At 41.2% G+C, this 26,955-nt stretch carries 28 protein-coding genes; 14 read left to right on the forward strand and 14 right to left on the reverse strand.

The window, feature by feature from the left end:
• Positions 1–161 precede the first annotated feature (161 nt).
• On the forward strand, positions 162–443 hold the full coding sequence (locus ACK4HU_RS20545) for a GNAT family N-acetyltransferase (protein WP_409809645.1): 282 nt from the start codon (positions 162–164) through the stop codon (positions 441–443).
• Position 444: 1 nt separating this feature from the next.
• On the opposite strand, the gene ACK4HU_RS20550 is transcribed toward ACK4HU_RS20545, so the two are convergent.
• Positions 445–693, reverse strand: coding sequence for a hypothetical protein (locus ACK4HU_RS20550; protein WP_409809647.1), 249 nt, complete (start codon positions 691–693; stop codon positions 445–447).
• Between the two features lie 26 nt (positions 694–719).
• Here ACK4HU_RS20550 and ACK4HU_RS20555 point away from each other — a divergent pair, with 26 nt between their 5' ends.
• The 3 genes from ACK4HU_RS20555 to ACK4HU_RS20565 all read left to right on the forward strand — a co-directional run bounded on the left by ACK4HU_RS20555 (position 720) and on the right by ACK4HU_RS20565 (position 5,222).
• On the forward strand, positions 720–1,127 hold the full coding sequence (locus ACK4HU_RS20555; RefSeq protein ID WP_409809649.1) for a GNAT family N-acetyltransferase: 408 nt from the start codon (positions 720–722) through the stop codon (positions 1,125–1,127).
• Between the two features lie 894 nt (positions 1,128–2,021).
• On the forward strand, positions 2,022–3,527 hold the full coding sequence (locus ACK4HU_RS20560; RefSeq protein ID WP_409809651.1) for a S10 family peptidase: 1,506 nt from the start codon (positions 2,022–2,024) through the stop codon (positions 3,525–3,527).
• A gap of 582 nt (positions 3,528–4,109) precedes the next feature.
• Positions 4,110–5,222 (forward strand): serine hydrolase domain-containing protein, encoded by a 1,113-nt coding sequence (locus ACK4HU_RS20565; protein ID WP_409809652.1) that lies wholly within the window; start codon positions 4,110–4,112, stop codon positions 5,220–5,222.
• A gap of 190 nt (positions 5,223–5,412) precedes the next feature.
• Here ACK4HU_RS20565 and ACK4HU_RS20570 read toward each other — a convergent pair whose 3' ends face one another.
• From ACK4HU_RS20570 to groES, 3 genes are all read right to left on the reverse strand, one after another.
• Positions 5,413–5,802 carry a response regulator gene (locus ACK4HU_RS20570; RefSeq protein WP_409809654.1) on the reverse strand — a complete coding sequence of 130 codons (390 nt, stop codon included), beginning with the start codon at positions 5,800–5,802 and terminating at the stop codon, positions 5,413–5,415.
• A gap of 170 nt (positions 5,803–5,972) precedes the next feature.
• The gene (gene groL / locus ACK4HU_RS20575; protein ID WP_409809656.1) at positions 5,973–7,601 is read right to left on the reverse strand and encodes a chaperonin GroEL; all 1,629 of its coding nucleotides are present in this window, start codon (positions 7,599–7,601) and stop codon (positions 5,973–5,975) included.
• Positions 7,602–7,640: 39 nt separating this feature from the next.
• Entirely contained in the window at positions 7,641–7,919 is a 279-nt protein-coding gene (groES, locus tag ACK4HU_RS20580; RefSeq protein ID WP_409809658.1) for a co-chaperone GroES, read from the reverse strand.
• A gap of 224 nt (positions 7,920–8,143) precedes the next feature.
• On the opposite strand from groES, the gene ACK4HU_RS20585 reads away from it, so the two are divergent.
• Entirely contained in the window at positions 8,144–8,851 is a 708-nt protein-coding gene (locus ACK4HU_RS20585; protein ID WP_409809659.1) for a hypothetical protein, read from the forward strand.
• Between the two features lie 160 nt (positions 8,852–9,011).
• Here ACK4HU_RS20585 and ACK4HU_RS20590 read toward each other — a convergent pair whose 3' ends face one another.
• The 7 genes from ACK4HU_RS20590 to miaB all read right to left on the reverse strand — a co-directional run bounded on the left by ACK4HU_RS20590 (position 9,012) and on the right by miaB (position 15,155).
• Complete coding sequence (locus tag ACK4HU_RS20590) at positions 9,012–9,941, reverse strand: sterol desaturase family protein (RefSeq protein ID WP_409809661.1); 930 nt, start codon at positions 9,939–9,941, stop codon at positions 9,012–9,014.
• A 352-nt stretch (positions 9,942–10,293) separates the two neighbouring features.
• The gene (locus ACK4HU_RS20595) at positions 10,294–10,539 is read right to left on the reverse strand and encodes a hypothetical protein (protein WP_409809663.1); all 246 of its coding nucleotides are present in this window, start codon (positions 10,537–10,539) and stop codon (positions 10,294–10,296) included.
• A gap of 80 nt (positions 10,540–10,619) precedes the next feature.
• On the reverse strand, positions 10,620–10,973 hold the full coding sequence (secG, locus tag ACK4HU_RS20600; RefSeq protein ID WP_409809665.1) for a preprotein translocase subunit SecG: 354 nt from the start codon (positions 10,971–10,973) through the stop codon (positions 10,620–10,622).
• A 10-nt stretch (positions 10,974–10,983) separates the two neighbouring features.
• Entirely contained in the window at positions 10,984–11,730 is a 747-nt protein-coding gene (locus ACK4HU_RS20605; RefSeq protein ID WP_409809668.1) for a hypothetical protein, read from the reverse strand.
• A gap of 30 nt (positions 11,731–11,760) precedes the next feature.
• Positions 11,761–12,297, reverse strand: a complete 537-nt coding sequence (locus ACK4HU_RS20610; RefSeq protein WP_409809670.1) for an LptE family protein — start codon at positions 12,295–12,297, stop codon at positions 11,761–11,763.
• A gap of 87 nt (positions 12,298–12,384) precedes the next feature.
• Positions 12,385–13,683 carry a sigma-54 interaction domain-containing protein gene (locus ACK4HU_RS20615; RefSeq protein ID WP_409809672.1) on the reverse strand — a complete coding sequence of 433 codons (1,299 nt, stop codon included), beginning with the start codon at positions 13,681–13,683 and terminating at the stop codon, positions 12,385–12,387.
• On the reverse strand, positions 13,680–15,155 hold the full coding sequence (miaB, locus tag ACK4HU_RS20620) for a tRNA (N6-isopentenyl adenosine(37)-C2)-methylthiotransferase MiaB (RefSeq protein ID WP_409809674.1): 1,476 nt from the start codon (positions 15,153–15,155) through the stop codon (positions 13,680–13,682). Before miaB ends, ACK4HU_RS20615 begins: the two co-directional genes overlap by 4 nt.
• 223 nt (positions 15,156–15,378) lie before the next feature.
• Here miaB and ACK4HU_RS20625 point away from each other — a divergent pair, with 223 nt between their 5' ends.
• On the forward strand, positions 15,379–15,615 hold the full coding sequence (locus ACK4HU_RS20625) for a hypothetical protein (protein WP_409809676.1): 237 nt from the start codon (positions 15,379–15,381) through the stop codon (positions 15,613–15,615).
• A 67-nt stretch (positions 15,616–15,682) separates the two neighbouring features.
• The gene (locus tag ACK4HU_RS20630) at positions 15,683–15,943 is read left to right on the forward strand and encodes a type II toxin-antitoxin system RelE/ParE family toxin (protein ID WP_409809678.1); all 261 of its coding nucleotides are present in this window, start codon (positions 15,683–15,685) and stop codon (positions 15,941–15,943) included.
• Here ACK4HU_RS20630 and dinB read toward each other — a convergent pair.
• The 3 genes from dinB to ACK4HU_RS20645 all read right to left on the reverse strand — a co-directional run bounded on the left by dinB (position 15,940) and on the right by ACK4HU_RS20645 (position 19,058).
• The gene (gene dinB, locus ACK4HU_RS20635) at positions 15,940–17,040 is read right to left on the reverse strand and encodes a DNA polymerase IV (RefSeq protein WP_409809680.1); all 1,101 of its coding nucleotides are present in this window, start codon (positions 17,038–17,040) and stop codon (positions 15,940–15,942) included. The two genes, ACK4HU_RS20630 and dinB, sit on opposite strands and share 4 nt — an antisense overlap.
• Positions 17,030–18,274, reverse strand: a complete 1,245-nt coding sequence (locus ACK4HU_RS20640) for an anthranilate synthase component I family protein (RefSeq protein WP_409809682.1) — start codon at positions 18,272–18,274, stop codon at positions 17,030–17,032. Before ACK4HU_RS20640 ends, dinB begins: the two co-directional genes overlap by 11 nt.
• Before the next feature lie 61 nt (positions 18,275–18,335).
• Positions 18,336–19,058: a YceI family protein gene (locus ACK4HU_RS20645; protein ID WP_409809684.1), complete on the reverse strand. Its 723-nt coding sequence runs from the start codon at positions 19,056–19,058 to the stop codon at positions 18,336–18,338.
• 141 nt (positions 19,059–19,199) lie between these two features.
• Between ACK4HU_RS20645 and ACK4HU_RS20650 the strand changes: the two genes are divergently transcribed.
• The 7 genes from ACK4HU_RS20650 to ACK4HU_RS20680 all read left to right on the forward strand — a co-directional run bounded on the left by ACK4HU_RS20650 (position 19,200) and on the right by ACK4HU_RS20680 (position 26,087).
• Positions 19,200–19,733, forward strand: coding sequence for a gamma carbonic anhydrase family protein (locus ACK4HU_RS20650; protein WP_409809686.1), 534 nt, complete (start codon positions 19,200–19,202; stop codon positions 19,731–19,733).
• 258 nt (positions 19,734–19,991) lie between these two features.
• A complete protein-coding gene (locus tag ACK4HU_RS20655) occupies positions 19,992–20,513 on the forward strand; it encodes a hypothetical protein (RefSeq protein WP_409809688.1) in 522 nt (173 codons plus the stop codon).
• Positions 20,514–21,187: 674 nt separating this feature from the next.
• Complete coding sequence (locus ACK4HU_RS20660) at positions 21,188–21,901, forward strand: esterase family protein (RefSeq protein ID WP_409809690.1); 714 nt, start codon at positions 21,188–21,190, stop codon at positions 21,899–21,901.
• A 29-nt stretch (positions 21,902–21,930) separates the two neighbouring features.
• The gene (locus tag ACK4HU_RS20665) at positions 21,931–22,887 is read left to right on the forward strand and encodes a RimK family alpha-L-glutamate ligase (RefSeq protein WP_409809692.1); all 957 of its coding nucleotides are present in this window, start codon (positions 21,931–21,933) and stop codon (positions 22,885–22,887) included.
• A 12-nt stretch (positions 22,888–22,899) separates the two neighbouring features.
• Positions 22,900–24,018 (forward strand): carboxylate-amine ligase, encoded by a 1,119-nt coding sequence (locus ACK4HU_RS20670; RefSeq protein ID WP_409809694.1) that lies wholly within the window; start codon positions 22,900–22,902, stop codon positions 24,016–24,018.
• Between the two features lie 41 nt (positions 24,019–24,059).
• The gene (locus tag ACK4HU_RS20675) at positions 24,060–24,890 is read left to right on the forward strand and encodes a type 1 glutamine amidotransferase (RefSeq protein ID WP_409809696.1); all 831 of its coding nucleotides are present in this window, start codon (positions 24,060–24,062) and stop codon (positions 24,888–24,890) included.
• Positions 24,891–24,896: 6 nt separating this feature from the next.
• A complete protein-coding gene (locus tag ACK4HU_RS20680; protein WP_409809698.1) occupies positions 24,897–26,087 on the forward strand; it encodes a hypothetical protein in 1,191 nt (396 codons plus the stop codon).
• The last annotated feature ends 868 nt before the right edge of the window (positions 26,088–26,955 follow it).

Raw genomic sequence — 26,955 nt, forward strand, 5'->3', positions numbered from 1 at the left:
AAGTATCTAGATTTAGAAAAAAACAAGAGCCAAAAGCTTTGGGAACCTAGGCTTGCGATATTTTAATTTAGAACTCCTGAATCTTAAACAATTCAGCAATTAGTCAATTCATCGATTCAACAATTACGCAATTAACAATTTATCCTTATCTACTTATCCATATGGACATCCAACATCAATTTGACGGCCGAAAAGGCTCGTTTTTTATAGAGGAAAATGAAAAACGTCTGGCCGAAATGGTCTATGTAATGGCAGGCCCGCAAAAAATGATCATTGAACATACTGAAGTTGATGAAAGCTTTAAAGGTCAGGGAAAAGGCGCGAAATTGTTGGAAGCTTTGGTTGCATTTGTCCGAAAAGAAGAAATCAAGGTCATCCCGCTTTGCCCTTTTGCAAAAGCCACTTTTAAAAAGAGAGTGGATTTGCAGGATGTCTTGAATTAATTCAAATGAAGAAATAAGTAAGGATTAAGGCTGTCGTTATTACAATTAGCAAAACCAATTTCCTGTTTTTTTCCAAGGCTGACTTTCGGGAAATTCGGTGATTGATTCCTTCAGAAATAGCCTTTGAATCGACATTTTCCAAATTCCTGCTAGATTTGATGTAGCTGGATCTTGGCCGGATTTTTCCTAACTCATGATTATCCTTGAAGGACTGACTGGAATCTCTGCTGAATCCTGCTCCGCCTGTCATAGTTTCTAGTTTATTCTTTCAAAATAATGATTTCGTTCCAAGTTGAAAAGAATCTAAGCCTTGAAGAATATATTTTTATTCTTACTGACTCTGGCTTAGGAAAACGTCGACCTATGCATGATCCCGATCATCTGAACAGAATGATCCAAGGTTCAAACCTCCTTATCACAGCCCGAGAGGATGGTCAATTGATCGGATTTCTGAGAGGGCTTTCAGATTTCTGCTACCGCTGCTTTATTGCTGATTTGGCTGTGGCTAAAAATTATCAAGGAAAAGGAATAGGCAGAGAAATTCTAAAATTTACCCGAAGTCTCGCTCCTGAGGCTCGATTGATACTTTTTGCCGCAGAAGATGCAGAGCCTTTCTATCAAAAACTAGGTTTCAAACCCCATGAGCACTGTTATCAATTGAAACCCGAAGAACCACTCCTGTAAGTATGAAGTCTAAATTCAGAAGTCTGAAAAAGCCGAAATCTACAAGCTTTCTGAATTTACAATTCAGACTTTTTAACCCTCCTCGGCATCAACATCCTTTTCCACACTATTCCTGCGCCGAGCTCAATGGCCTTTCTTCTTTTTTTACAAGGGCTCCGCTTCGCTCACCCTAGGCTTTTTCAAGTCAGGCCTTCAGCCTTCTTTGCTCTGTTAAGACAAAATGCCCATTGCTATTCCAGCTTTCCAATTTTCAAAGCTGCCACCTGATCCAGATAGCTCCAAAAATCCAATCGCCCACATATACTTGTCCGGCGGAAAACACCACCGATTGGAAGTAAAGACTGGGTCCCGAAGGTTTTTGCCTGCCCGCCGGGGCGGGGTTACTTTTTGCCTCACAAAAAGTGACGAAGGAAAGAAAAAGAAAAGAACTCAAAATTCTGCAAACAAGGTTTGAATTTTTGGATATTCCCCCTAAGCAATCCACGAATTAACCAATAATAATTAACTTACTTTCCTCAATTACCATTCCTTTCCTCATGAAATCGAGCCTGCCTTAGGCAGACAGGCAGGACCCAAAGCGACACACAGGGGGAAAATTATAATCCATGCGAAGATTCCACCTGCCTGCCGGCAGGCAGGTGTGGCCTATAAAAATCAAATTATAAACACATGAAAAATACCGACAATCAAGGCAATAATAACCCTTAACTGATCACCAACAATGCCCCTTCTCCCCCTTGAGGGGGCCGGGGGGTACACCTATGACAACCATGACAACACTTTGAACCATGACAACTCGACAACAATGACAACAATGACAACCATTACAACCATTACAACCCTTCAAACACTGACAACCATGATAACCCTTTCAATCACCAAAACCCAACCCTCATGAAACCCCGAATTTTACTCATTTTTCTTTTTCTAAGTAACATTTCCATCGCCCAGGAAAAAAAGGAAGTCACTGCTCCGCAGCCAATTGCTCAGGTTTTTGAATCGAAGCAATCGGTGACTATCGATGGCAAAACGATCAACCTGAATGCTAAAGCAGGTACCATGGAGCTACGAGACGAAAACAATAAGCCCATAGCACTATTTGGTTTCACCGCGTATTTCAAGGAAAATCCGGAGAAAAATCGTCCGATCATTTTTTCCTACAATGGAGGTCCGGGATCATCTTCCTATTGGCTTCACATGGGAATCATGGGCCCAAAGCGGATCGTCGTGGATGATCCCAATTACAATCAGGCGGCACCCTATGAAGTAGTCAATAATGAATTCTCCATTTTGGATGTGGCTGATGTCGTGATGATGGATCCGGTTGGGACAGGATTAAGCGTGCCAATTGGGGAGGCTACCGGTAAGGATTTTTGGGGAGTAGATCAGGATATTCGGAGCGTAAGTCTGTTTATCATGCAGTTTTTGAAAGCCCATAACCGATTGAATTCGCCTAAATACATTCTTGGTGAAAGCTATGGGACTTTTCGGAATGCAGGTGTGATGAGCTATTTGCTCAATAAAGGCTATGCGCTAAATGGAGTCATTAATGTGTCCTCTGTTTTTGATCTTCGAACACTTTTTTTCGCTCCCAACGAGGATATTTCATACATCGCCTATCTGCCAACCATGGCAGCTACAAGTTGGTATCATAATAAAGTATCCAATAAAGGATCAGACTTGCCTGCTTTCGTTCAGCAAGTGAGGGAATTTACAGAAAACGAATACGCTCCGGCACTTTTCAAAGGCAATCGAATCACCGATAATGAGAAAGCAGCTGTCGCTGAAAAGCTTCAGAATTTCACGGGGATTTCCTCGGAGATTTGGAAAAGAGCTAATCTAAAAATCAATGCCGGAGAATATTTTCAGGAATTACTTCGAAGTACCGGGGAGACAGTAGGCCGTCTTGACAGCAGATATAAAGGAATCAATATTGACCCAATGTCTATGGATGCATTTACCGATCCTCAGAGCGATGCTATTTCTCCTGCCTACACGATGGCGTTTTTGGATTATTTCCATGGAAGTTTGGGCGTAAGCAAAGATCTGCTCTATGCTACCTCGGCTTACTCGAAAGAAGGGTTTAAGTGGGATTGGAAACATCAAGGGAATAGTTTCTGGGGTGCTGATGCAGCTGTGACCACTTTGCCGGATATGGCCGATGCTTTGAGTAAGGATCCTAATGTCAAAGTGTTGATGATGAATGGTTATTACGATTTGGCCACGGTTTTTTATGCCGTAGAGCATTCGGTATCGCATCTCGATTTGCCAAAATCTGCAACTGATCGAATCATCATGACCTACTATGAAGCTGGACATATGATGTATACTGATTTGCCTTCGGCAAAACTTTTCCGGGAAGATTTAAAGAAGTTTATTGAAGATACCCTTAGAAAATAAAATATGAACCACAGCATCTTATCCAATTCCTGGAGCAGTACTTTTCAAATCTTCAATGGGTGCTGTGTGTTTTTTCAGCCTCGGTGAGTGTCTCTCACTCACCAAAAGGATCCATCCTCTAAGGTGATTTGAATGAAAATTTAATTGCTTTTTGTGTATTGAAACTTGTAAATGTCTAAATGTGATAATTTTATTTTGGATTAAATGCTGTGAGTGACACTCACAGCGGCAAAGGTTTATAAGAGTGTTTGCTGTCATAAAGAAGGTCTCCAGTTCACGAAAAATATGCTATGATTAATCGCATGAATATTAATTCATATTATTGTTGATTCTGGAAAGTTTAAGCTCAGGCTATTCATAATAAACTATATGATTATCCTTGATTCCGAAAACAACGACAACTCGACAACCATGACAACCCTTTAATTCATGACAACAACGACAACTCGACAACAATTACAACCCTTTCAAATTATAACCCTTCAAACAACTACAAACACAACAACCCTATACTGATTCCCCATTCTCCCCCTAAAAGGGGCCGGGGGGCACAACCCTTCCAACAACGACAACTCGACAACAATGACAACCATCTCCAAGACCCATACTTTTCAATTCTTGATTGGATGCTGTGCATTCCTCGTTTTTTCGTGCGTCGAAGCCCAAAAACCTAAGCCAGTTCCCGTTCCGGATTTATATTATCCTCCGAATGAATCTACTGTTTGGGATGAGATTCCGCTTGCTGAATTGGGTTGGAATCAGACAGCCCTTGCAGAAATGCTAGCGTGGCTGCCAACTCAGGATACTCGGGCTTTTATCATATTGAAAGATGGGAAAATTGTGGTGGAGGAATATTGGGGCAGTAAACTCACAGGAGTGGGAGGGATGGATCAAAATTCCCTTTGGTATTGGGCCTCGGCGGGTAAAACCCTTACAGCTGCTTTGGTAGGTATCGCGCAACAGGAGAAGTTACTTAGCACGAATGACCGAACTCAAAAATTCCTTGGTCAAGGCTGGACTTCGATGCCAAATAATCAGGAAAGAAATATTCGACTAATTCATCAGCTTACTTTTACCACCGGATTGGATGACAAAGTGGCGAATCTCGATGATCCATCTCCGGCGAATCTAAAATATTTGGCCAAGCCCGGTGCTCGTTGGAGCTATCACAATGCCCCTTATACTTTACTCGAAAAGGTAGTGGAAAATGCGAGTGGAAAGAATTATCAGACTTATTTTAAAGAAAAGCTTGGTGATAAAATTGGAATGAAGGGCTTCTGGCAGAAAACAGGTTTCAATAATGTGTTTTACTCAGATGCGCGGTCCTTCGCTCGATTTGGATTGCTCCTGTTGGCTAAAGGACATTGGAATGGGAATACGATTTGGTCAGGAGATTTCTTCGATAAAATGTCTCAAAGCTCTCAAAACCTCAATCTGAGTTATGGCTACTTGACCTGGTTGAATGGAAAGTCATCTTATATGGTTCCGGGTTCTCAGATAGTCATTCCGGGTTCATTAATTCCAAAAGCCCCAACAGATATGTATCAGGCAATCGGGAAAAACGGTCAATTCATGATGGTCGTGCCCTCACAAAATTTGGTAATTGTCCGAATGGGTAGTTCTGGTGGCGATTCCCCAGTTCCTTATGTTTTAATGCGTGAAATTTGGGAAAGATTTGTGAAGGTTTTGCCTTGATTTTTCTTTTATATGTAGATCTGCTTTTTGCCAGTAGATGGAAGCAACATAAAGAGATAATTCAAAATTTAGATTCAGACCTTCTTCGCCTGCGCGCCGTGGCGTGGTCTCCAGTCTTCGGTCTCCCAAACGATTTCCAAGATATTATTTGTTAGTTGCCAGAATAGTGTAAATCCCAAAAATCAATTCCTCAACTTTCATACTTCCCCATCTGCGTACTGATTTTTTCCAAAGAAAGAGGTTTCTCCAAAAATCCTGAAACTCTCGGGTATTCCATAGCTTTTTGCCTATCCTGAAAATCTATCGAACTTGAAAGGATGACGATTTTGTCCTCTCTGTCGGAATATAATTGATTGTATGCATCCAGAAACTCCCATCCATTTAAAACCGGCATATTGATATCAAGAAAAATAAGAAGTGTATCTCTCTCTTTAAGTAAGTTGATTTGTTCTAAGGCTTCTTGCGCACTAATAAATTCAATTATTCGGTCACAAATACCTGTTTTACCTAAAAGTCTCCTGTTTATAAGGTTGTTTATAGGGTCATCATCTACCAAAAAAATTACATCAAAGCTGATCATTAAAATTTCAAGTCAGGGGTAGGGGTGTGTCAGACACCAAAATACAATTAATACTTTTTCCTAAAAAAGGAATTTGTAGCTTTTTATTTTATTTTCTGATAGAAGCCCTAGAATCAAGTAAATAAAAAAGGAGGCCCAATGGACCTCCTTCCAAATTTTAAAGAAATGGATTACATCATTCCGCCCATTCCGCCGCCACCCATTGGAGGCATAGCAGGAGCATCTTCCTTCACATCAGCTACAACACACTCGGTGGTAAGTAGCAATGCTGCAATTGAAGCTGCATTCTCAAGAGCCAAACGGGTCACTTTGGTAGGGTCGATTACACCAGCTTTAAACAGGTCTTCATAAACGTCTGTTCTTGCGTTGTAACCGTAGTTTCCTTTATTATCTCTGATCTTGTTGATCACTACAGAAGGCTCACCACCAGCATTTGAAACGATCGTTCTCAAAGGAGATTCAATCGCCAAACGGATGATATTGATTCCTGTATCTTCATCTTCATTAAGACCTTTAAGGTTGGCAAGTGCATCAGCAGCTCTTACAAGCGCCACACCACCACCTACTACTACACCTTCTTGTACAGCAGCTCTAGTTGCGTGCAATGCATCGTCAACTCGGTCTTTCTTCTCTTTCATCTCTACTTCAGTAGCCGCACCGATGTAAAGAATAGCTACACCACCTGAAAGTTTTGCAAGTCTTTCCTGAAGTTTCTCCTTGTCGTAGTCAGAAGTTGTTTTTTCAACCTGAGCTTTGATTTCAGCAATTCTGCCTTTGATCGCAGCAGGGTCACCAGCACCATTTACGATGGTTGTGTTGTCCTTATCGATATTGATTTTCTCAGCTCTTCCTAGCATGTCAGGGGTTGCATTCTCCAATTTGAAACCTCTCTCTTCAGAGATCACAGTTCCGCCAGTCAAAATCGCGATGTCTTCTAACATTGCCTTTCTTCTGTCACCGAAACCTGGAGCTTTCACAGCAGCAACTTTCAAAGCGCCTCTGATTTTGTTTACTACCAAAGTAGCCAATGCTTCTCCATCCACGTCTTCAGAGATGATCAACAAAGGCTTGCCAGACTGTGCTACTGGCTCAAGAACCGGAAGCAATTCCTTCATAGAAGAGATCTTCTTGTCGTAGATCAAAATGAAAGGCTGATCCAATTCTGCTTCCATTTTCTCTGTGTTGGTCACAAAGTATGGAGAAAGGTAACCTCTGTCAAACTGCATACCTTCTACAGTTTTCACGTCAGTCTCAGTTCCTTTAGCTTCCTCAACAGTGATCACACCATCTTTGCCTACTTTGTCCATTGCGTCAGAAATCATTTTACCGATTTCTTCGTCATTGTTGGCAGATACAGTAGCTACCTGAGCGATCTCTTTAGAAGTAGAGATTGGCTTGGAGTTTTCTTTAAGTCTTTTTACCACAGCAGAAACCGCCTTGTCGATTCCTCTTTTGAGGTCCATTGGGTTTGCACCTGCTGCTACGTTTTTAATTCCTACGTTGAAGATAGACTGAGCCAAAACAGTAGCAGTAGTTGTTCCGTCACCTGCATTGTCAGCAGTCTTAGAAGCTACTTCTTTCACAAGCTGAGCGCCCATGTTTTCAATTGGCTCTGACAATTCGATTTCCTTTGCCACGGATACACCATCTTTGGTGATCATCGGAGCGCCGAATTTCTTGTCAATAATTACATTTCGACCTTTTGGTCCCAAAGTTACTTTTACTGCGTCTGCCAATGCATCTACGCCTTTTTTCAGACGATCTCTCGCGTCTGTATCGAAAAACAGTTGTTTAGCCATATTATTAATATTTTCTGGTTATTGATTCAGGTTGATTGATTAAAGGATAGCGAAAATGTCAGACTCTCTCATGATGAGAAAATCTTTGCCTTCTACGCTGAGCTCAGTACCGGAATATTTTCCGTACAAAACAGTATCTCCCACTTTTACAGTCAAGGGCTCATCTTTTTTTCCGTTGCCTACTGCGATAACAGTTCCTTTTTGAGGCTTTTCTTTAGCAGTGTCCGGGATATAAAGTCCCGAAGCAGTTTTCTCTTCAGCTGCAGCCGGTTGTACCAAAACTCGGTCTGCAAGAGGTTTGATGTTCACGTTTGACATAATATTAAATTGTTTAAGGTTAGATTTTACATTAAAATGCTACATCCCTAGTAGCACTTCCTGTGCCAAGGGCTATTGTGCCACAAAGGCTGACAAATCGGCTGAGAAAGTCCGATTCTCTGGCTGAAGTGCTGTACTTTTTTGTCAAAATAGACTGTCAATTTTTCTTTCGCCCGTGTAAAAAATGTCAGAATTCACTATTTTAATCCAAACCATTTACAACTATGCGAACTTTACCAAAAAACTGGATTACTGAAGGTCTCATCGATTTCGAGTATAAAAAATATCAGCTGCTGGCCTACCTGCAGGAAGCAGATCGGGAATTTCAAGCCGTCAAACTTTATCCCATGCTTTCGGATCTTATCGATCATCATCGAGTTCTGCATGAATTAAACTCGGGCAAAACTGAACTGAGTAAGTTGTTTCCCAAAGCATTGAATGGCATCGATCTCAAAAGTGCCCAACTTCATTATGAACCAAAACTCGAGGATGGTGAAGTGATGAAGGAAATCACGCAAATCACCGAGTTTGCCCTACCCCGCATCACTCGACAGATTGAGGAGGGCAAATCCATTTACAATTTCGTGGAAGAGCAGGTGGAATTTGAACCGGTCGGGATTCTACCAATTTACAATAGAGAAGGTTTTGTACTCATGACGCGAGAGCTAAGTTCCGATGTTCATGCCTTCCGCTACAAGTCTAATATTTTGCAAATGGCAGGGGAAAAATTCCGAAGTATTACCTTTTGGTTTTTAGGAATATTTCAGAAAAACCTCGTCAATACGTTGGAAAAGCTCAAAATGCAATTGATCCGAGAAGTTAAAGAACTCCCCAATCCAGCTACATGGAGAATTCATAGCGCTCACACGGTCCCAATTGAAGAGACTTTGATTCCACTAAGTAAAAGGCTTTTGCTGAGGTCTGTTTCTTGATTTCTACGCTTCCGGTTGTGCTGCTTCTCCTGAAGCAGCACTGAGTTTTTGATCAATATCCTGCTACTGAAGAAGCAGGTTGTTTATTTACATACTCGACTCTTGCTACTTGTCCCTGCTCTTGATACTATCGTCTTGATACTTGATACTTTTTTCCAACCTACTTCTCCATCACTTCTTCCAAAACAGGACTCCTTGAAACTGTTTTTTGTCTTTTGGACTCCTCTCGATTTTTAATGACTTCATCCCCGGGTTTGCCGAAAACTATTTTCCAGCCTTCTTTGAAACTTTCCGCTTTCCGTAAATCAGAAAAAATATCCGACCATTCGTGAAAATTCAGATAGATCGGATTGTAGGAATTTACAGGCTTGGTGATCCCATAATTTGGCCGTTCCGCTTCTGGCATGAAGGTGCCAAACATTCGATCCCAAATGATAAAGGTCGAGCCATAATTTTTGTCCAAATAATGAGCATCACTGCCATGATGAACACGATGGTGGGAAGGAGTGGTGAAAAAATACTCGATCGCTGGGTGCAGTTTGGTGATGTATTCGGTATGAATCCAAAATTGATACAGCACCGCTATTTGGTGACAAATGAAGAAGACAAACGGGTCGAAACCCATGAGCATCACTGGGACAAAGAAGACTATTTTGATATGCTGTGTCCAGCCAAGTCTGAACGACACGGACAGGTTGTACAACTTGCTGTTATGATGAGTGATATGGGTTGCCCACCAAAAACGATTCTCATGCGAAACTCGATGGGCCCAATAACGAGCAAAGTCAATTGCTACAAAACAAAAAACGAAAGACCACCAAGTAGGAGGAATTTGAAAAGGAGAAATGTTATAACATAAAACTGCCAGACCAAAAATTGCCAACTTGATTACTGCACTGATTCCGGCATTTGTTAGGCCAATGAATGAGGCTGCAAGAAAGTCTTTGGTGTCATAGGAGGACCGTTTTTTATAGATACTAATTCCCCATTCTACAAAAACCAGCAAAAACATGACAGGTGTGGCCCAAAGAATAATATTTGGCCAATTTTCAAGCTGAAGATCCTCCAGCCTTATAGGCTTTTCAAGCATAAATTTTTGATTTAAAATGCGGTTCTAATTTTTTTCTTAAAAAAAGACTATAGTAAAAGGGCAGGGTGATCAGCTTGTAATTCCTTTAGGGTTGAAAGAAATCGGGTTTTGATAATCAAAGAATTTGAAGGCAGAGGGTGAAGGTCCTTCGGTAGAAAATGATGGCCTAAATTTAAGAATTTGCCACTTTACGTTTAACGGTCTTTTTGGAGATAAGGACAAAATAGTTGCTAAAAAAATCTTCACCTCCTGAGTGTCTGCCTTTTGCAGCAAGGTCTCTACCTTCCGCCTAAGTGAGCTTTACTCACAACGGCGAAAAACACCCACAAACGCAAGAAATTCCTTTCCATAATTAGGAATGCTCCTTTAGCTCATTCCTCAAAGAATCCAGTTGTGCTGCTTCTCCTGAAGTAGCACTGAGTTTTTGAACAATATTCTGCTGCTGGAGAAGCAGGATAACAAAAGATCTCCACCCGCTGAATAGTTCAGTTGAAAGTGTCACATGGCGAAGAAAGTCTGTCGACTTAATGTCTTGTTTCTTGCATCTAGTTCTTGGTTGTGCTGCTTCTCCTGAAGCAGCACTGAATATTTTGGTCAAAATCCTGCTTTTGGAAAAGCAGGATAACAAAAAAAGTCTGACCCTTCAGCCAGACTTTGTAATTTCTTGTAGTATAAGACTTAGTTCCCAGTGGTGTCTCCTTCAACAGGAGTCTCAGCAGGGAGGATGCTTTCAGTTTGACCAAATGCAGGTGCTACAACTTGCTGCTTAGCACTTTCGATATTTGGTGAAGAGAATTGGTTTGGCGAACTCGTAGTATAAAAAGCAGATGTGGCCAAAGACAAAACCAAAATAGAAATTGCCAAAACCCAAGTAGCTTTTTCTAAAACATTACCTGTACGGGTCACACCCATAATCTGTGAGGCACTGCCTCCGAATGCTGCACCAGCCCCACCTTTTGAATTTTGTCCAAGGATCACAAGGATCAATAATACAGCAAGGATAAGGATGATTGTAATTAATACGGTAAACATATGATTGGAATTATTCTTTCAGTTTTTCAATTAAGTCCGCAAAGTAAGTCCTTTTCTCGGGAAACTTCAAAGCTAGCTTCTCATATATTTCCTTTGCCATGGTCTTTTTGCCCTGTTGAGCCAAAATCTTTGCAAAAGATTCCGAAAGCAGATTTTCGTTCAACTTCGTACTCGAGTCAGCCAAATTCTCCGTGTTTTGATTTGCCTCGATTTCTTTGATCGTTGCCAATTTAAACTCCTTCTTGCTGAAAGCCTTGATCATATCGATTTGTTCCTGCTTCTTGGAGTCAACGATCACGCGCTTTTCTTTTCGCTTTATCGTCTCGATAAGATCATCTTTTGGAGGTTTACGCCTTGTAGGAGCAGCTTTTTCAGGTTTAGGCAATTCCTCTTCAGCTTGTTGTCCTTTCAATTGAAGTCCTAAGTACCTCAGAGAGGCAGTCCGTTTTGCAGGATCTTTGTCGTTTTCCTGATCTTCTGGAAGGAAGTCATCTTTGGCATGAGAAGGGTGAAGGTCTTCAGGAATTGGCTTCTCAATCAGTTTTTTCAACCAAATTCGATCAGGACTTGTGATGGCGGCAAGAGCCAAGTGTTGACTTTTAGCGCCCTCGCTTTTCACATATTCATACCTCGCAGTCAGGACATGCGGTATCTGGAAGTAGGGGAAATTTTCCTGTACTTTTTTCAGCTGTAGAAAATCAGACTTTTCCAGATGATCAGCCTTATGGATTAACTCGAGGAATTGCGATGCGTTCACTTTCTGGGATTTGGATGGAAGATAGTAAATTTACCAGTTGGCAACTGTCGCAGTGAAGATATCCTGAATAATTGCTTCGAAAATTTCTTCAACCAACTGACTTTCTATATCCAGAAAGGTCTGAGTTCTGGGATCGTAATCTTTGAAGAAGGTAAAGGGCTGTTTCTTATTGTCTTCTTCATTATTCAAATTAATGTAGTCGACTTCTACTACAATTGTCAAGCGCATCTGTCCGGCGCGGTCAGGAGTATTGCCATCTCCACTTGAAACGGCGGCCTGAGGAGTTAACGTATATCTAGTGATCGCTCCCGAAAACTGCAAGTCACCATTAGACCTCACCAGCTCGAGTTTGGTGTTTCTTTGGTAAAACTCTTTCAGGGATTCAGTAAATAACTGCTCCATGTTGGCAGGGCCTCCGCCTGAATCATTGAAGAAATTCTCAACTGTAAACGATTTGATTTCATCGTAATTAATCCTACCTGGATTAAATCCATAGCTGATTTTACAACCTGAAAATCCCAGTAGAGGCAAAATGTATAACAGAACCTTCCAACTACTCAATTTCATGTGTTTATAATTTGATTTTCAAAGGCCACACCTGCCTGCCGGCAGGCAGGTGGAATCTCGCATGGTTTATAATCATCCCTCTGTGTGTTACTTTGGGTCATGCTCGATTTCATACTGCTTGATTTTACGGTAAAGGGTGCGCTCTGAAATTCCCAAATCACTTGCTGCGTATTTTCGCTTGTTATTGTGTTTACGCAGCGCTCGGAGGATCATTTCCTTTTCTTTTTTCTCCAGTGAAAGCGAGTTATCGTCTTCCTCATGGATGATGTCTTCGATAACGTCATCCTCGTAATCCTCATTGTTCATCCCTGCGTTTTTCTGGGACTCCAAAACTAATGGTACCTTGTAAGAAGGATTATTTTCTGCTGCCTCATTTTGAGAGTAGCCTGAATCCAAATCTTCAAAAAGTCCCTGATGCTTTTGCATGAGATTGGAATTGATTCCACCGTTTTGGTAAGATTCCAATACGAGCTTTTTTAGATCGTTCATGTCCTTTTTCATGTCAAAAAGCACTTTGTACAAAATATCCCGCTCTGAGAAATCGGTATGATCACCGGATGAGGAATGTCCCAAAGCCATCGGAAGGCGAGAAGCATCCGCAGGGAGATATTTTGAAAGTGTCTGTGCATTGACTTCCCGAGTCTCTTCCAGCAAAGAAATCTGTTCGGCAATATTTTTCAACTGTCGGATGTTTCCAGGAAAAGCATACCTCATCAATAAGGCTTGAGCTTCCGGATTAAGTGAAATCGGGCGTACATGATATTTTTCAGAAAAGTCCCCGGTGAATTTTCGGAACAAAAGCACCATGTCCTCCCCTCGCTCCCGCAAAGGGGGAACGTAAATCGGAACTGTATTTAATCTATAATAAAGGTCTTCACGGAATCGTCCTTTTTCAACAGCCTTGAGCAAATTGACATTTGTCGCGGTGATGACTCGAACATTTGTTCGAAGTACTTTGGACGAACCCACTTTTATGAATTCTCCATTTTCCAGGACACGAAGTAATCTGGCTTGAGTTCCGAGTGGTAACTCTCCAATCTCATCCAAGAAAATTGAACCTCCATCCGTGACTTCGAAGTATCCTTTTCGAGCCTCATGGGCACCGGTAAATGAGCCTTTCTCATGTCCAAACAGTTCTGAATCAATCGTGCCCTCTGGAATTGCGCCACAGTTGATGGCTATGAATTTCCCATGCTTTCTGAGCGAAAGTGAATGGATGATTTTTGAGAAACTTTCCTTTCCGCTACCGCTTTCTCCCGTGATCAGTACCGTCATATCGGTGGGAGAGGCCTGCATCGCGACTTGGATCGCATGATTCAGCAATGGACTATTGCCGATGATCCCAAACCGCTGCTTGACGGTTTGAATTTCTTGTGGTGTAATCATGCCAAGACAGGATTTACTTCCAACACCTCACCGAATAAAGTTGCCTGAGAAACTTCTGAGATTCTCACACGCACATAATCGCCCTTCTTTGCCTGATCTGCGGGGATGATCACCACTTTATTGGCGGAGTTTCTTCCCTTCAGTTGCAGATCAGATTTCTTAGCAAATCCTTCAATGAGGATCAGTTGCTCTTGATGGAGATCCAGTCTATTTCGCTCAAATGAAAGTTCTGCTTGTTTGGAGATAATCTCAGCTAGTCTTCTTTTCTTAATTTCTAATGGAATATCATCCGCATATTTCTTTGCTGCCAAAGTGCCTGGTCGCTCGGAATAAAAGAACATGTAGGAAAAATCGTACTTCACAATGTCCATCAAAGTCAAGGTGTCCTGATGCTCTTCTTCCGTTTCAGTGCAGAATCCGGTGATCATATCGGAAGAAATTCCGCATTCTTCACCAAGGATAGCACGAATAGCCTGAACTCGATTGAGATACCATTCCCGATCATAGGTTCTGTTCATCAGGTCAAGAACGCGACTGTTTCCGCTTTGGACGGGAAGGTGAATGTAATTGCAGATGTTGTCATACTTCTTGATCGTATGCAAAACTTCGTCTGTGATGTCTTTTGGATGCGAAGTCGAAAACCGAACTCTTAGATAAGGACTGATTTGGGCGACCATTTCCAGCAGGTTTGCAAAATTGACTACGGAAGTCACTTCTTCCTCTTTTTTGTTCAATCTGGCTTTGTTGTTTTCTTCCGGAGACCACTTGTAGCTGTCCACGTTTTGGCCTAGAAGCGTCACTTCCTTATAGCCTTTTTCGAAAAGATCTTTGGCTTCAGCAAGGATGGAATGTGGATCTCGGCTTCGCTCTCTGCCTCGGGTAAATGGCACCACGCAGAAGGAGCACATATTGTCGCAACCCCGCATGATGGAAATGAATGCTGTGACGCCATTGGAATTCAAACGAACTGGAGCGATGTCAGCGTAGGTTTCTTCTCTTGAAAGAAATGTGTTAACCCCTTTTTCACCATCCTCTGCGGCAGAAATTAGGTTTGGCAAGTCACGATAGGCGTCAGGGCCTACAACCACATCGACGATTTTTTCTTCCGTAAGCAGATTTTCCTTCAATCGCTCTGCCATGCAACCCAAGACCCCAATGGTCAACTCAGGCTTATTTCGCTTGGCTTTTTGGAATTGACTTAGACGTTTTCTTACCGTCAGTTCTGCTTTTTCACGGATCGAACAAGTATTTAAAAAGATCACATCAGCCTGTTCAAAATCCGAAGTGGTGTCGTAGCCGTTTTCTTTCATTATCGAAGCGACAATTTCAGAATCAGAGAAATTCATCTGACAGCCATAGCTTTCGATGTAGAGTTTTTTGGTTTTGCCGGTATTTTCATCCGCAGTGGTTTTGAAGTCGCAGGCTTGTGCTTCTTCTGCAGAAATAATGTCAATATCTTTAATCAGATCCATGAATGGAATTTTCTTGTCAAATGAAATGGTGTTCAAGTTTGATGAATAGCAAACCCGAAAAAACATAATGAGTTGCGAAATTACGAAAATGCGGACAAAATGGCAGTTTGGTTAAGTAATTTTATTATCTGTAGAAATGTTTTAAAAACTAGCCTTAAAATTCTGCAGCTTATATAGAGACCTTCCGTATGAATCATATTAAATTAGACCAAAGTCATTTAAAATGGAAACTACCGAGCTAAGAGAAGAACTTCATAACCTAATTGATAAAGGAGAGGCTGATTTGCTTAAGATACTTTTAGAGGTAGCAAAAAAACTTTCATCTGGTGATTATTCCCAACCAGGAAATCCCATGGTACGGGAAGACTTGATTGCTCGAGTACAGCTAGCAAAAGCTAGAATTGATTCAGGTAATTTTTTAACAATGGAGGATTTGGAGGAAGAAATTAAAAAATGGTAGACACTAAAAGGAAAATTATTTGGGACTTAAAAGCTGTTGACTCTCTCAAATCGATTTTTTTTTTTATTTGAAATTTAAAGCGTCTTTGAAAGTTGCTAATCAGGTGCGAGATAAAATTTTAAAGGAGGTCAAGTCACTTTCATCACTCCCTAAGAAACACCCTATAGAGCCATATTTATCAGATTTGAGTGGAGATTTCAGATTCAAATTGGTCTGGAATTATAAAATTATTTTTGAAGTTCTCCCTGACCGGATATTGATATTGGATATTTTTCACACAAGCAGAAATCCAGTTAAAATTTCGTCAAAGGATTCTTTTTCTGACTAAATTTCAAAAGGTATCTTCAACTGTTCCCCAAAATGAACTTGCTCTTCGGTGATATTTAAGTTAGAAATCCCCAAACCTAGAAGTCGGACAGGCTGCAAAATGTCTTCTTGATGCATTAATTCGAGAACAATTTTCCAAAAGGTTTCTTCATCTGGATATTGCTCTAAGGTTCTGCTGCGGGTCTGAAGTGTGAAATCGGAATGTTTGATTTTCAAAGTAATTGTTCGCCCTTTAATTCCATTCCGTTCGATTCGTTTGATGACTTCCTCAAAGACAGGTCGAAGGTTTTCTTCCAATTCCTGAATCGTGATTAGATCTTTTTCGAAGGTGTTTTCAGCACTCAGTGACTTTCTGACTCGATGCGGTTGGACTTCTGAAAGATGAATTCCACGGACGATGTTGAAATAATGAAGGCCTGATTTGCCAAACTTCTTGCTGAGAAATTGAAGTGAATACTCCTTAAGGTCTTTGCCATTGTGAATGCCGAGACTCTGCATTTTTTCTGCAGTCACTTTTCCGATCCCAAAGAATTTCCCGATCGGAAGTTTTTCCAAAAATGCCTCAGCTTCTTCCGGTAAGATCACAGCTTGTCCATTTGGTTTGTTGAGATCAGACGCGATTTTCGCCAGAAACTTATTGTAGCTCACTCCGGCAGAGGCATTGAGGCCAGTTCTTTCCTTGATCTTGGCCCGGATCTGCTTTGCAATCAGAATTGCTGATTTGAGTCCTACTTTATTTTCTGTGACATCCAAAAAGGCTTCATCCAAAGAAAGGGGCTCGACCAAGTCGGTGTATTCCTGAAAAATTTCCCGAATCTGAAGCGATATCTCTTTGTATCGATCAAATCGTGGTCTAGCAAAAATCAGATGTGGACACTTTTTAGCAGCCAAAGCAGAAGACATTGCGGAGAAGATCCCGAATTTCCGAGCTTCATAACTCGCTGCAGCTACTACACCACGCGCTTCATTTCCTCCAACTACCAAGGGTTTGCCTCGCCATTCCGGGTGATCCAACTGCTCGACAGACGCATAAAAAGCATCCATATCTACATGGATGATTTTGCGGATGGGAGGGAGGTTTTCTTGATTAGTTTCCACGAAGCAACTCAAAAAGGGCTTGGGCTTTCAGCTCGCACTCATCATATTCCAGTTCAGCCGAAGCATCGATGGTGATCGCACTACCCACCCCAAAATAGAGCTTTTTTGCTTTCAAATCAGCAATAATAGACCGAATGACTACCGAAAAGTCAAAGTCACCGCTTTCATCGATCCATCCAAAAGCTCCGGAAAACCAATCTCTTTTGAAACTCTCTTCCCTGTCGATAATTTTCATTGTGCTGATCTTTGGTGCTCCGGTCATACTTCCCATCGGGAAGGTAGCCCGGATGATTTCTTCAAATGAAGCATCGTCGCTGACTTCAGAACTCACTGTGCTGATCATCTGCAAAACCCTGGGAAATGGATAAATCCCGAACAGCTCGTCAACTCGAACTGACCCAGTTTTGGATACTCTCGCCAAGTCATTTCGCATGAGGTCGGTGATCATCAGATTTTCGGCACGTTCCTTTTCACTGGAAATCAACTTTTCCCGATTTTTAGCATCTTCCTCAGGAGTAGCACCTCTTCGAATCGTTCCTTTAATTGGCTGAGCGATGAGTTTTGAGCCAGTTTTTTTCAAAAACCGCTCCGGAGAAGCCGAGACCAACCATTTGTCTTTTGCTTTGAAGAGTGATGCAAAAGGCATTTTGGAGAGTTCATTCAATCTGAAAAACGCCGCAATTGGATCCCAAGAATGAAAAGTCCCGGAATAAACCTGACAGAAATTTGCCTCATAGGTATTACCTTCCAGGATTTCGTTTTGAATTGTCTTAACACTTTCGAGGTATTGATCTCGTGTGATTTGAGGGTATACTGAGCACTTCACAGACGGATTTTCAGGAATAATTTGAGCTTCGATTTCTATGAAAAATTTCTCAGAAAGCTTTTTTGAAGAATGAATTCTAGTTGAATCCAACTTGAAAATCATTTCAGGTTCAAAAAAGCAAAGTTCAGGAAGAGCGAAAAACTCGGAATTGACGCTGCTTAATTTTTCAATCTGATTCTTGAAGTCATAGCCAATGATCCCAACTTTGAATCCTTCTTTGGACCAGATTTCCTTTTCAGATAGCTCCTTATTGCCTCCGAAGAAATATGAATCAAATGGGCCTTCAGGATATTGATGATCGTTTCCTAAGGTAAAGGCGAAGAATGAGAAGTTTTTATCCGCCCAATAGGCCAATTTTTCTTTCCAAAATGGAAATGTTAAGGGATAGGAAAAAGGATATTTGATCATGTGGGTACAAAAAAAAGAGGAATTCCGTGGAATCCCTCTTTTATCATTGGGTAGTTGGTATTTACTGAGCAGTCACGTCCAATACAAGGGAAACAGTATTATAGATGAACTGATCTTTTGCTTTGTCAGCTGCAGTAGCTTCGTCACCGTAAGAAAGGCCCCAAGCTGTTCTGTCTATGTTGAAACCAGCTTTTGCTTTCACAGCTCCGTCTGAAATAGTAACTGCGGCAGGGAACTTAATGTTTTTTGTAGTACCTCTCATGGTCAAATTTCCGCTGATCCAATGAGTTGGTGCTTCAGGAGATAGATCACTAGCAGAATTTGGAGTGTTTGCTGACTTAAATTCTTCCTTATCAGCGACCTCATCATTAGCAGTAAATGGCTCAGTACTTGTGATTTCGAAAGTTGCAGTAGGGTGATTCGCAGCGTCAAAGAAGTCGGCAGATTGCAAGTGACCGTAAAGTTTTCCATGATTCTCAGAACCTGCTTCCAAGTCTTCGATGGTCAAGCTTGGAATGTCAAAAGTAAATGACCCCCCAGTTATTGTTCCGTCTGCGACTACAAGTTCTCCAGCTGTTGCAGGGATTTGACCGAAATGTTGTCCAGTTGGCTTGTACCCTCTCCAAGCAATTGAAGTCGCATCTGTCTTTAAAGAAAGAGTCTTACCTGTTGCTTCTGATACTTCCTGTGCGTCTGTTGTTTCTACTGTTCCGCTTGGCGCGCCGCAAGCAAATGCTAACATTGATGCTGCTACGAAGAGCCCGATTTGTTTGGTTAATTTCATTGTGCTTTTTTTGGATTGGTTTCCCGATTTTAAATGTATATACATGTAAACCACATGTATTTAAAAAAGTTCAAACAGGAATGAAAAAAATTTAAAATGGGGAGTTTTTTGAATATTGAAATTTAAAAAAAAATAGAAATAATGGCGCTAATTATGGAAGTAAGGGGCAAAAGCCCTGAGTTTGGGGAGGATTGTTGGCTTGCACCCAATGCCACGGTAGTAGGAGATGTGGTGATGGGGAAAAACTGCACGGTTTGGTTTAATGCGGTAATTCGTGGAGATGTCCATGAAATCCGGATTGGGGATGATACTAATATTCAGGATGGAGCGATTATTCATTGTACCTATCAAAAAGCGCCAACTCATATCGGAAATCAGGTTTCAATCGCACATAATGCATGCGTACACGGGTGTACAATTCATGATCGAGTCCTTATCGGCATGGGAGCTATAGTAATGGATGGGGCAGTGGTTCATTCAGGAGCAGTGGTGGCGGCAGGTGCGGTAGTATTGGCAAACACGATTGTTGAGGCTAATTCAATTTATGCCGGAATGCCTGCCAAAAAAGTAAAAGATACCGGACCTGAAATGGAAGCTGTGATTTTAAGGACCGCCAAAAATTACCCGATGTATGCGGATTGGTTCAAAGAAAGTGAAAACTCCTTTAAGTTATAGAAATCATATTTCACTTGGAATTGCTTTATGGCATAGGTAGGACTGAGGCAGCTAGGAGTTAGAATTGAAACGAATTTAAGCCAAAGGTAGTAGAGCCTGCCTTAGGCAAATTGGCTAAACTCGGGTGTCATATACGGGGATTTTCCAATCGGAGGCAGATAGGGCCTTAAGAATTAAATTATAAACATATAAAATAGTTTGTATTTCTATAGTTTTTTTCCCTACTTAAAAGCTTTAACCCAGCTTAATCATTCGCTCATGCAGTCCCTCTTTCTATTTCTTAGCAAGTGGAGAAATCTTCTATTGTTGTTTTGCCTATTCCTCCTGGCTAATTTTCTTTTGAGCATTTACATGCCTAAGGAACACGCCCTAGACTTGAAGTTTGCCTACTCTGTGGATGAGGCGTATGATGCACTCAACCAATTATCAAGTGAGGAGCAAGGAAGATACAAAAATGGAATATTGGCCATTGATATGCCTTACTTGTTGGTTTATGGTCTGTTGTTTTCCGGTATTTTATTGAAGATATGGAAAAGAGAATGGCCCGTGTTGATACCTGTCACAATCATGGTCATGGATTTTTTCGAAAATCTCATGGTGATTCTAATCTTAAACCAATTACCAAATCAAAGCACAACTCTTGCTTCATTAGCCTCTATTTTTTCAACTGGCAAGTGGACTACAATTGGCATTTTAGCTGGAGCTATCATTTTTGGATTGGTTCGCATGCTTTTTCTTCGGATTTTTTCAAATTCTATTACTGAAGAGATTAAAATTTAATATGGATATACACAATTCTGCCAGTAGCCAAATTCTATTTAGTTTCACCTCGACTTCCCACCACGGCGGGCAAGCTGCTCGGTGTCCGTTAGTTTTGTTTTCATGGGAGGGGAGGAATATGCGGCTGCGCCGCGTATTCCTCCCCTCCCCTAAACAACCAGAATCCGGAGGCCGAGGAGCTTGCCCGCCGCAGAGAGAAGTCGAGGCCATTTTGATTTACTGGCAAAGAAGCGGATATACAGAAAATTTAAAATGAACACCTACAATAAGACCAGTGTTTAAATTTCTTTATGATTACACCTCGGCTGATTTGATCAGCTCAACAGCGGTAGCTCCATGCCAGTAAGCCTTTTAGATTTAAAAATCCGGTGGCTGACAGCTTGCCCATACTGGAGGAAGTCAAAGTCAATTTCTCAAAAAACGATAGTGGAATGAGAACGAATAATCATAAAAATTAACCATTCCTTCAAAAAGCCTTTTGCCAGGACTTTTTTTTTTCAATGAATTTTGATTAGTATTTGGAACTAGTAGAAAAGCCTGTTTTATCTGACAAAAATTATTTATGAAATCAAGCATGACGAGAACGTCACACACTGGGATGATTATCCACCATGCGAAGATTCCACCTGCCTGCCGGCAGGCAGGTGTGACCGTCAAAATCAAATTATAAACACATGAAAGAAGAATATTTTAAATGGCATTCCCCGAATCTCAATCGGGAAGTTCAAATGTTGGTTTTTGGTCATGCAGGCTATCCAGTGGTAGTTTATCCTACCTCCATGGGTTCTTTCCACGAAAACAGAGACATGGGACTGATCGGATCAGCCCAATGGTTTATTGATCAGGGATTGATTCAGATCTATTGTCCGGAGAGTAATGATTCCCAAAGCTTTTATGATAAAGGTATCCATCCACACCAACGGATTCAGAATCATGTGGCCTTTGACAAAATGGTGTGTCATGAAATTGTCGAACGCATTCGGTTAAATACTTCTTCTTCCAAGGTCGCTGTTGCAGGATGTAGTTTCGGTGGATATCATGCTGCCAATTTTGCTTTTCGGCATCCGGGATATGTCAGCCATATGTTTAGTATGAGTGGTGCTTTTGATATTCGAAATTTTATGGACGGATATCAGCATGATGACATCTTTTACAATAGTCCGCTCGAATATCTTCCTGGTTTAAATGATCGGGAGCTTTGGAATATGGGCATCATCTTAGGAACCTCCAATTGGGATATATGCTATGATGGGAATATCAAACTCCATGATGTATTGCAAAAGCGGGGCATCCCACATTGGTTTGATGTCCGACACGAAAAGCAACACGATTGGCCGGTTTGGAAGGAAATGTTCCCACATTACTTATCTACCATTAAATTCAATTAAAGAATATCAATAATTAAGACCATAGAATTATGAAGAAAATAGGGATACTTTTCGGTATGGAGGATACATTTCCTCATGCTTTTATAGAGCGAGTAAATCAAATAGCCCCAAAGGGCATTACAGCTGAAGCAGTTCAAATTGACAAGGTAATCCAAAATCAATTGACAGAATATGCAGTCATAATTGATCGGATTTCTCAAGACGTACCCTTCTACAGGGCGTATTTGAAAAATGCAGCACTTACGGGTACTGCCGTGATCAACAATCCATTTTGGTGGAGCGCAGATGATAAATTCTTCAACAATTGTCTTGCGGATCAACTCGGGGTACCGCTTCCTAAAACAGTACTTCTTCCATCAGCTAAGCATCCGGATGACACCACTGCCAAGTCTTTTCGAAATCTTGTCGCTCCTTTGGATTGGGAAGGGATATTCAATTACACGGGATTTCCTGCTTACATGAAGCCGTATGCGGGAGGTGGCTGGAAACACGTCTATCGATTGGAAAATAAAGAAGAGTTTTTCCAAAAGCATCCCGAAACAGGGCAATTGGTCATGCTACTTCAGGAAGAAATACTTTTTGATGATTACTTCAGAGTGTATTGCCTAGGAGGCAAAGCAGTAAGAATCATGGAGTATGAACCTCGAAATCCGCATCATTTGCGTTATGTCGTGGACAAAGCACCTGCTTCCAAAAAATTACTAAGCACAATAAAGGACTACACCATCAAGCTTTGCGAAGGCTTGGGATATGATTTCAATACGGTGGAGTTTGCAGTGCGAGACGGAATTCCATATGCCATTGATTTTGGAAACCCGGCACCTGATGCCGACATCAATTCTGTTGGACAGGCAAACTTTGATTGGGTCGTGGAGGAAGCAGCCAAGATGGCTATCGCTTATGCCAAGATTCAAAAACCCGGCAAGATGAATCTTACCTGGGGTACATTTATGAAAGATTCGGTCAATATGGCCAAGAGATTTTAATCCAAAAAGGGTATGACAAACGTGTTGAAAAAGCTTCCACAATTTACCTTGGGAGTGGAGGAGGAATATATGATCATTGATCCTGTCACCCGGGATCTTCGCTCTCACATGTCGAAAATCGTGGAGGGCGGCAAAATCACATTGAAGGAACAAGTCAAGGCAGAAATGCACCAGTCTGTAGTGGAAGTGGGGACCAATGTCTGTCAAAATGTGGCTGAAGCACGAAGGGAGGTTTCCTTTCTTCGAAACAAAATTGCGGAACTTGCCGCTGGACAAGGATTAGTGGTAGGTGCCTCAAGTACCCACCCTTTTGCCAAGTGGCAGAATCAGGAAATCACCGATGATCCTCGTTATCATGATATCGTCAACGAGTTAAAAGACATTGCCCGATCCAATTTGATTTTTGGTATGCATGTCCATGTGGGAATAGAAAATAGGGAAACAGCTCTCCAGTTGATGAATCAGGCTTGCTATTTCTTGCCACATATTTATGCTTTGACCACCAACTCTCCATTTTGGGAAGGAAGAAATACCGGATTCAAAGCATTTAGGGCTAAAATTTTTGCAAAATTCCCAAGAACTGGCCTTCCGGAATATTTCGATTCAGTTCAGTCATACGATAATTACTTGGAGACATTGGTGAAGACTAATTGTATTGACAATCCAAAGAAAATCTGGTGGGATTTGAGAATGCATCCATTTTTCAGCACCATTGAATTCAGGATTTGCGACATGTGTCTTACCGTGGATGAGACGATCTGCATCGTGGCATTGATTCAGGCGGTAGTTGCTAAACTTTACAAGCTTCTCATGAGCAACACCAGTTTCAACATCTATCGGATTGCATTAATTAGAGAGAATAAATTCCGAGCTGCCAGAAATGGAGTTGATGGTTTTTTGATTGATTTTGGTCGAAAAATAGAAGTTCCTACCAAAGAGTTGATCATGGAATTGCTTGACTTTGTGGAAGATGTCGTGGATGAATTAGGTAGCCGTGAGGAGATTAATTACGTACACAAAATATTGGAAAGAGGCACAGGGGCGGATCAGCAACTTGCTGTTTTTGAAAAAACCGGCAGTCTTGAGGCAGTAGTGGACTTTGTTACCGAAAAGTTTACAGAGGGGATTTGAGCGATTGACTACCTTTGTGTCAATGATTAGTAATTAGTATCGTGGGAAAGAAAAAATTAAATCTGGCAATTTTGGATATGTATGATGGCGAACCCAATCAGGGAATGCGTTGCATACATGATATTCTTTCAAGGTTTTCAGAGGTTATCAGTTACCGAGAATTTGATGTTAGAGGGAAGGCAGAGATTCCTGATATTCAAAATTTTGATCTTTTCATCTCGACAGGTGGACCTGGTAATCCCTGCGAAGGAGATGGCAATTGGGATATGTTGTACAATGAATTTCTAGATCAGATTATGATTTGGAATATGAATCATTCCCAGAAAAAATATCTTTTGCTGATATGCCATTCATTCCAAATGGCTTGTAAATATTTTGGTTTGGCACAAATCACCAAGCGAAAATCTACTTCTTTTGGAGTGATGACAATTCATAAAACCCCTGAAGGTATGCAGGATCCATTGTTTATGAACCTTGCAAACCCATTTTGGGCTGTAGATAGTAGGGATTATCAAGTGCTCCAGCCAGATAAAAGAAAGTTCAAATCTTTAGGGGCAAAAATTATTGCGCTGGAAAAAATTCGTAACCATGTGGAATATGAGCGGGCAATTATGGCGGTCCGTTTTTCTGAAGAAATCGTGGGGACACAGTTCCATCCAGAAGCAGACGCGGTGAGCTTTTTAGAGCATTTGAAAAAGCCTATGGTTCGTGAAAAAATCATTGAACTCAAAGGAAAAGCAAAGTTTCGAACCATGCTCGAAGATCTCGTGGATGAAAATAAGATTTATAAGACCAATGAGACCTTGATTCCTAATTTTATCAGACAGGCTATTGGCAAACTTAAATTGGCTAATGCACCTTCCTTTACTTAGTTTTTCATGATAGAATCCTTCAGAACTCGATTTAATGCGGCTTTTACCAATGAGAAGTATCAGGCATTTTTGGAAGATATAGCTTCAGATTTTGATTACAAGCCCACTTTTCGAATTGCTGAAACTCCATTTTTTATTCCAAAAAGTCTAAGCAGGCAGATTATTGAGGCAAGCCTTCAGGTAATTGATTTTATCAAACGGCCTGACTTCAAAGCCCTGACTCAACGGTCCATTGAACTGAATAAGGCAGTTCCTTCCGAAGATGCCCATACACAGTTTTTAGCCATTGATTTCGGGATTTGTGAAGAGAATGGAATGATTACTCCAAAGTTGATTGAAGTGCAGGGATTCCCCTCCATTTTCAATTTTCAATTTAATCTTTACCGGAAAATTCTAAAGTATTATCCATTTCTAAGTGAACTTTCGCCCTATCCCGAAGGTGTCGATGAATCAGTTTATCTTGAGTTATTGAGGTCCGTGGTTTTGGGTGAATTTACAAATCAGGAAGTTGTATTGCTGGAGATCGAACCTGAAAAGCAAAACACTAAAATTGATTTTCACTACGCAAAACAAGATTTGGGGATTCCTATTGTTTGCGTCACGGAAGTAATCAAAGAAGGAAAGCAGCTGTATTATACCAATTCTTCAGGTAAAAAAAATCGGATTAGGAGGATATATAATCGGGTGATTTTTGATGAACTCAACCTCAGAAAGGACCTGAAGATGGACTTCAGCTTCGAAGAAGAATTGGATGTGGAATGGGCCGGTCATCCTAATTGGTACACCCGCATATCAAAATTCATTTTGCCTTACTTGCAAGGGCCCTATTTCATCGAAACCAAACTTGTAAGTGACTTGGTGTCGATTCCTGAAGACTTGGAAAACTATGTCCTGAAACCTCTTTTTTCGTTTTCTGGAGCTGGAGTTATTTTCCATGTAAAAAAAGAAGATGTGGAGGCCGTCACGGAAAAGGATCTTTTCATTTTGCAGAAAAAAGTCCACTATGCACCAGTAGTCCAGTCTCCGGATGGCAAAGTGAAAGTCGAGGTGCGAGTGCTTTGTCTTTGGCCGGAGAAAGACGAAAGTCCTACCATCGTAGGAAATCTCGTCAGGCTAAGCCGAGGAGAAATGATCGGTGTGAAATTCAACAAGGATAGGGACTGGGTCGGTGGAACGTTAGGATTATTGGAAAAGTAAACGATTGACTTTTCACAACCGCTGATTTTTTTTGATCGCAAAGGTCACTGAGAAAGTGGTTAAAGGGTTTTTATCTTAAAAAGGACCGCTATGCTTTCAATTATTCTCTGTCCTTTTTCAAGTTCACAGAGAAAAGCTAAAGCTTTTTCGAGGCTAACCTTTGAGGTTTTTTCCAAGCTCGAAGGTTTTCTTTTTTAACCGCGAAGACCGCCAAGTGACGCAAAGATTTTTACCACCAAGGTCTCTTAGGAAGGGGTTGAAAGTGCTGAAGGCACGAACCGTAAAAGCCCGGTATGCAATGCCGGGGAAAATAGGGTATTCCAATTTGAGTGCTGAAGGCACGATCTGTTTTTTTAACCGCGAAGACCGCCAAGGAACGCAAAGTTTTTTACCACTAAGGTCACTGAGAAAGGGGTTGATGAGTTTTGATCTTATGCAGAACCGCAAAGCTTTCAATTATTCTCTGGCCTTTTTCAAGTTCACAGAGAAAAAAAGCTAAAGCTTTTTACCGGCTAACCTTTGTTTTTTTTCTACCGCGAAGACCGCAAAGTGACGCAAAGTTTTTTACCACCAAGGTCTCTTAGGAAGGGGTTGAAAGTGCTGAAGGCAGGAACCGTAAAAGCCCGGTATGCAATGCCGGGGAAAATAGGGTATTATTATTTGAGTTCTGAAGGCACGATCTGTTTTTTAACCGCCAAGTGACGCAAAGATTTTTACCACCAAGATCACTGAGAAAGGGGTTGATGAATTTTGATCTTATGCAGAACCGCAAAGCTTTCAAGCATTTTCTAGCCTTTTTCAAGTTCACAGAGAAAAAAAGCTAAAGCTTTTTACCGGCTAACCTTTGTTTTTTTTCTACCGCGAAGAC

This window comes from Algoriphagus sp., from assembly GCF_046296635.1.
Taxonomy (GTDB): domain Bacteria; phylum Bacteroidota; class Bacteroidia; order Cytophagales; family Cyclobacteriaceae; genus Algoriphagus.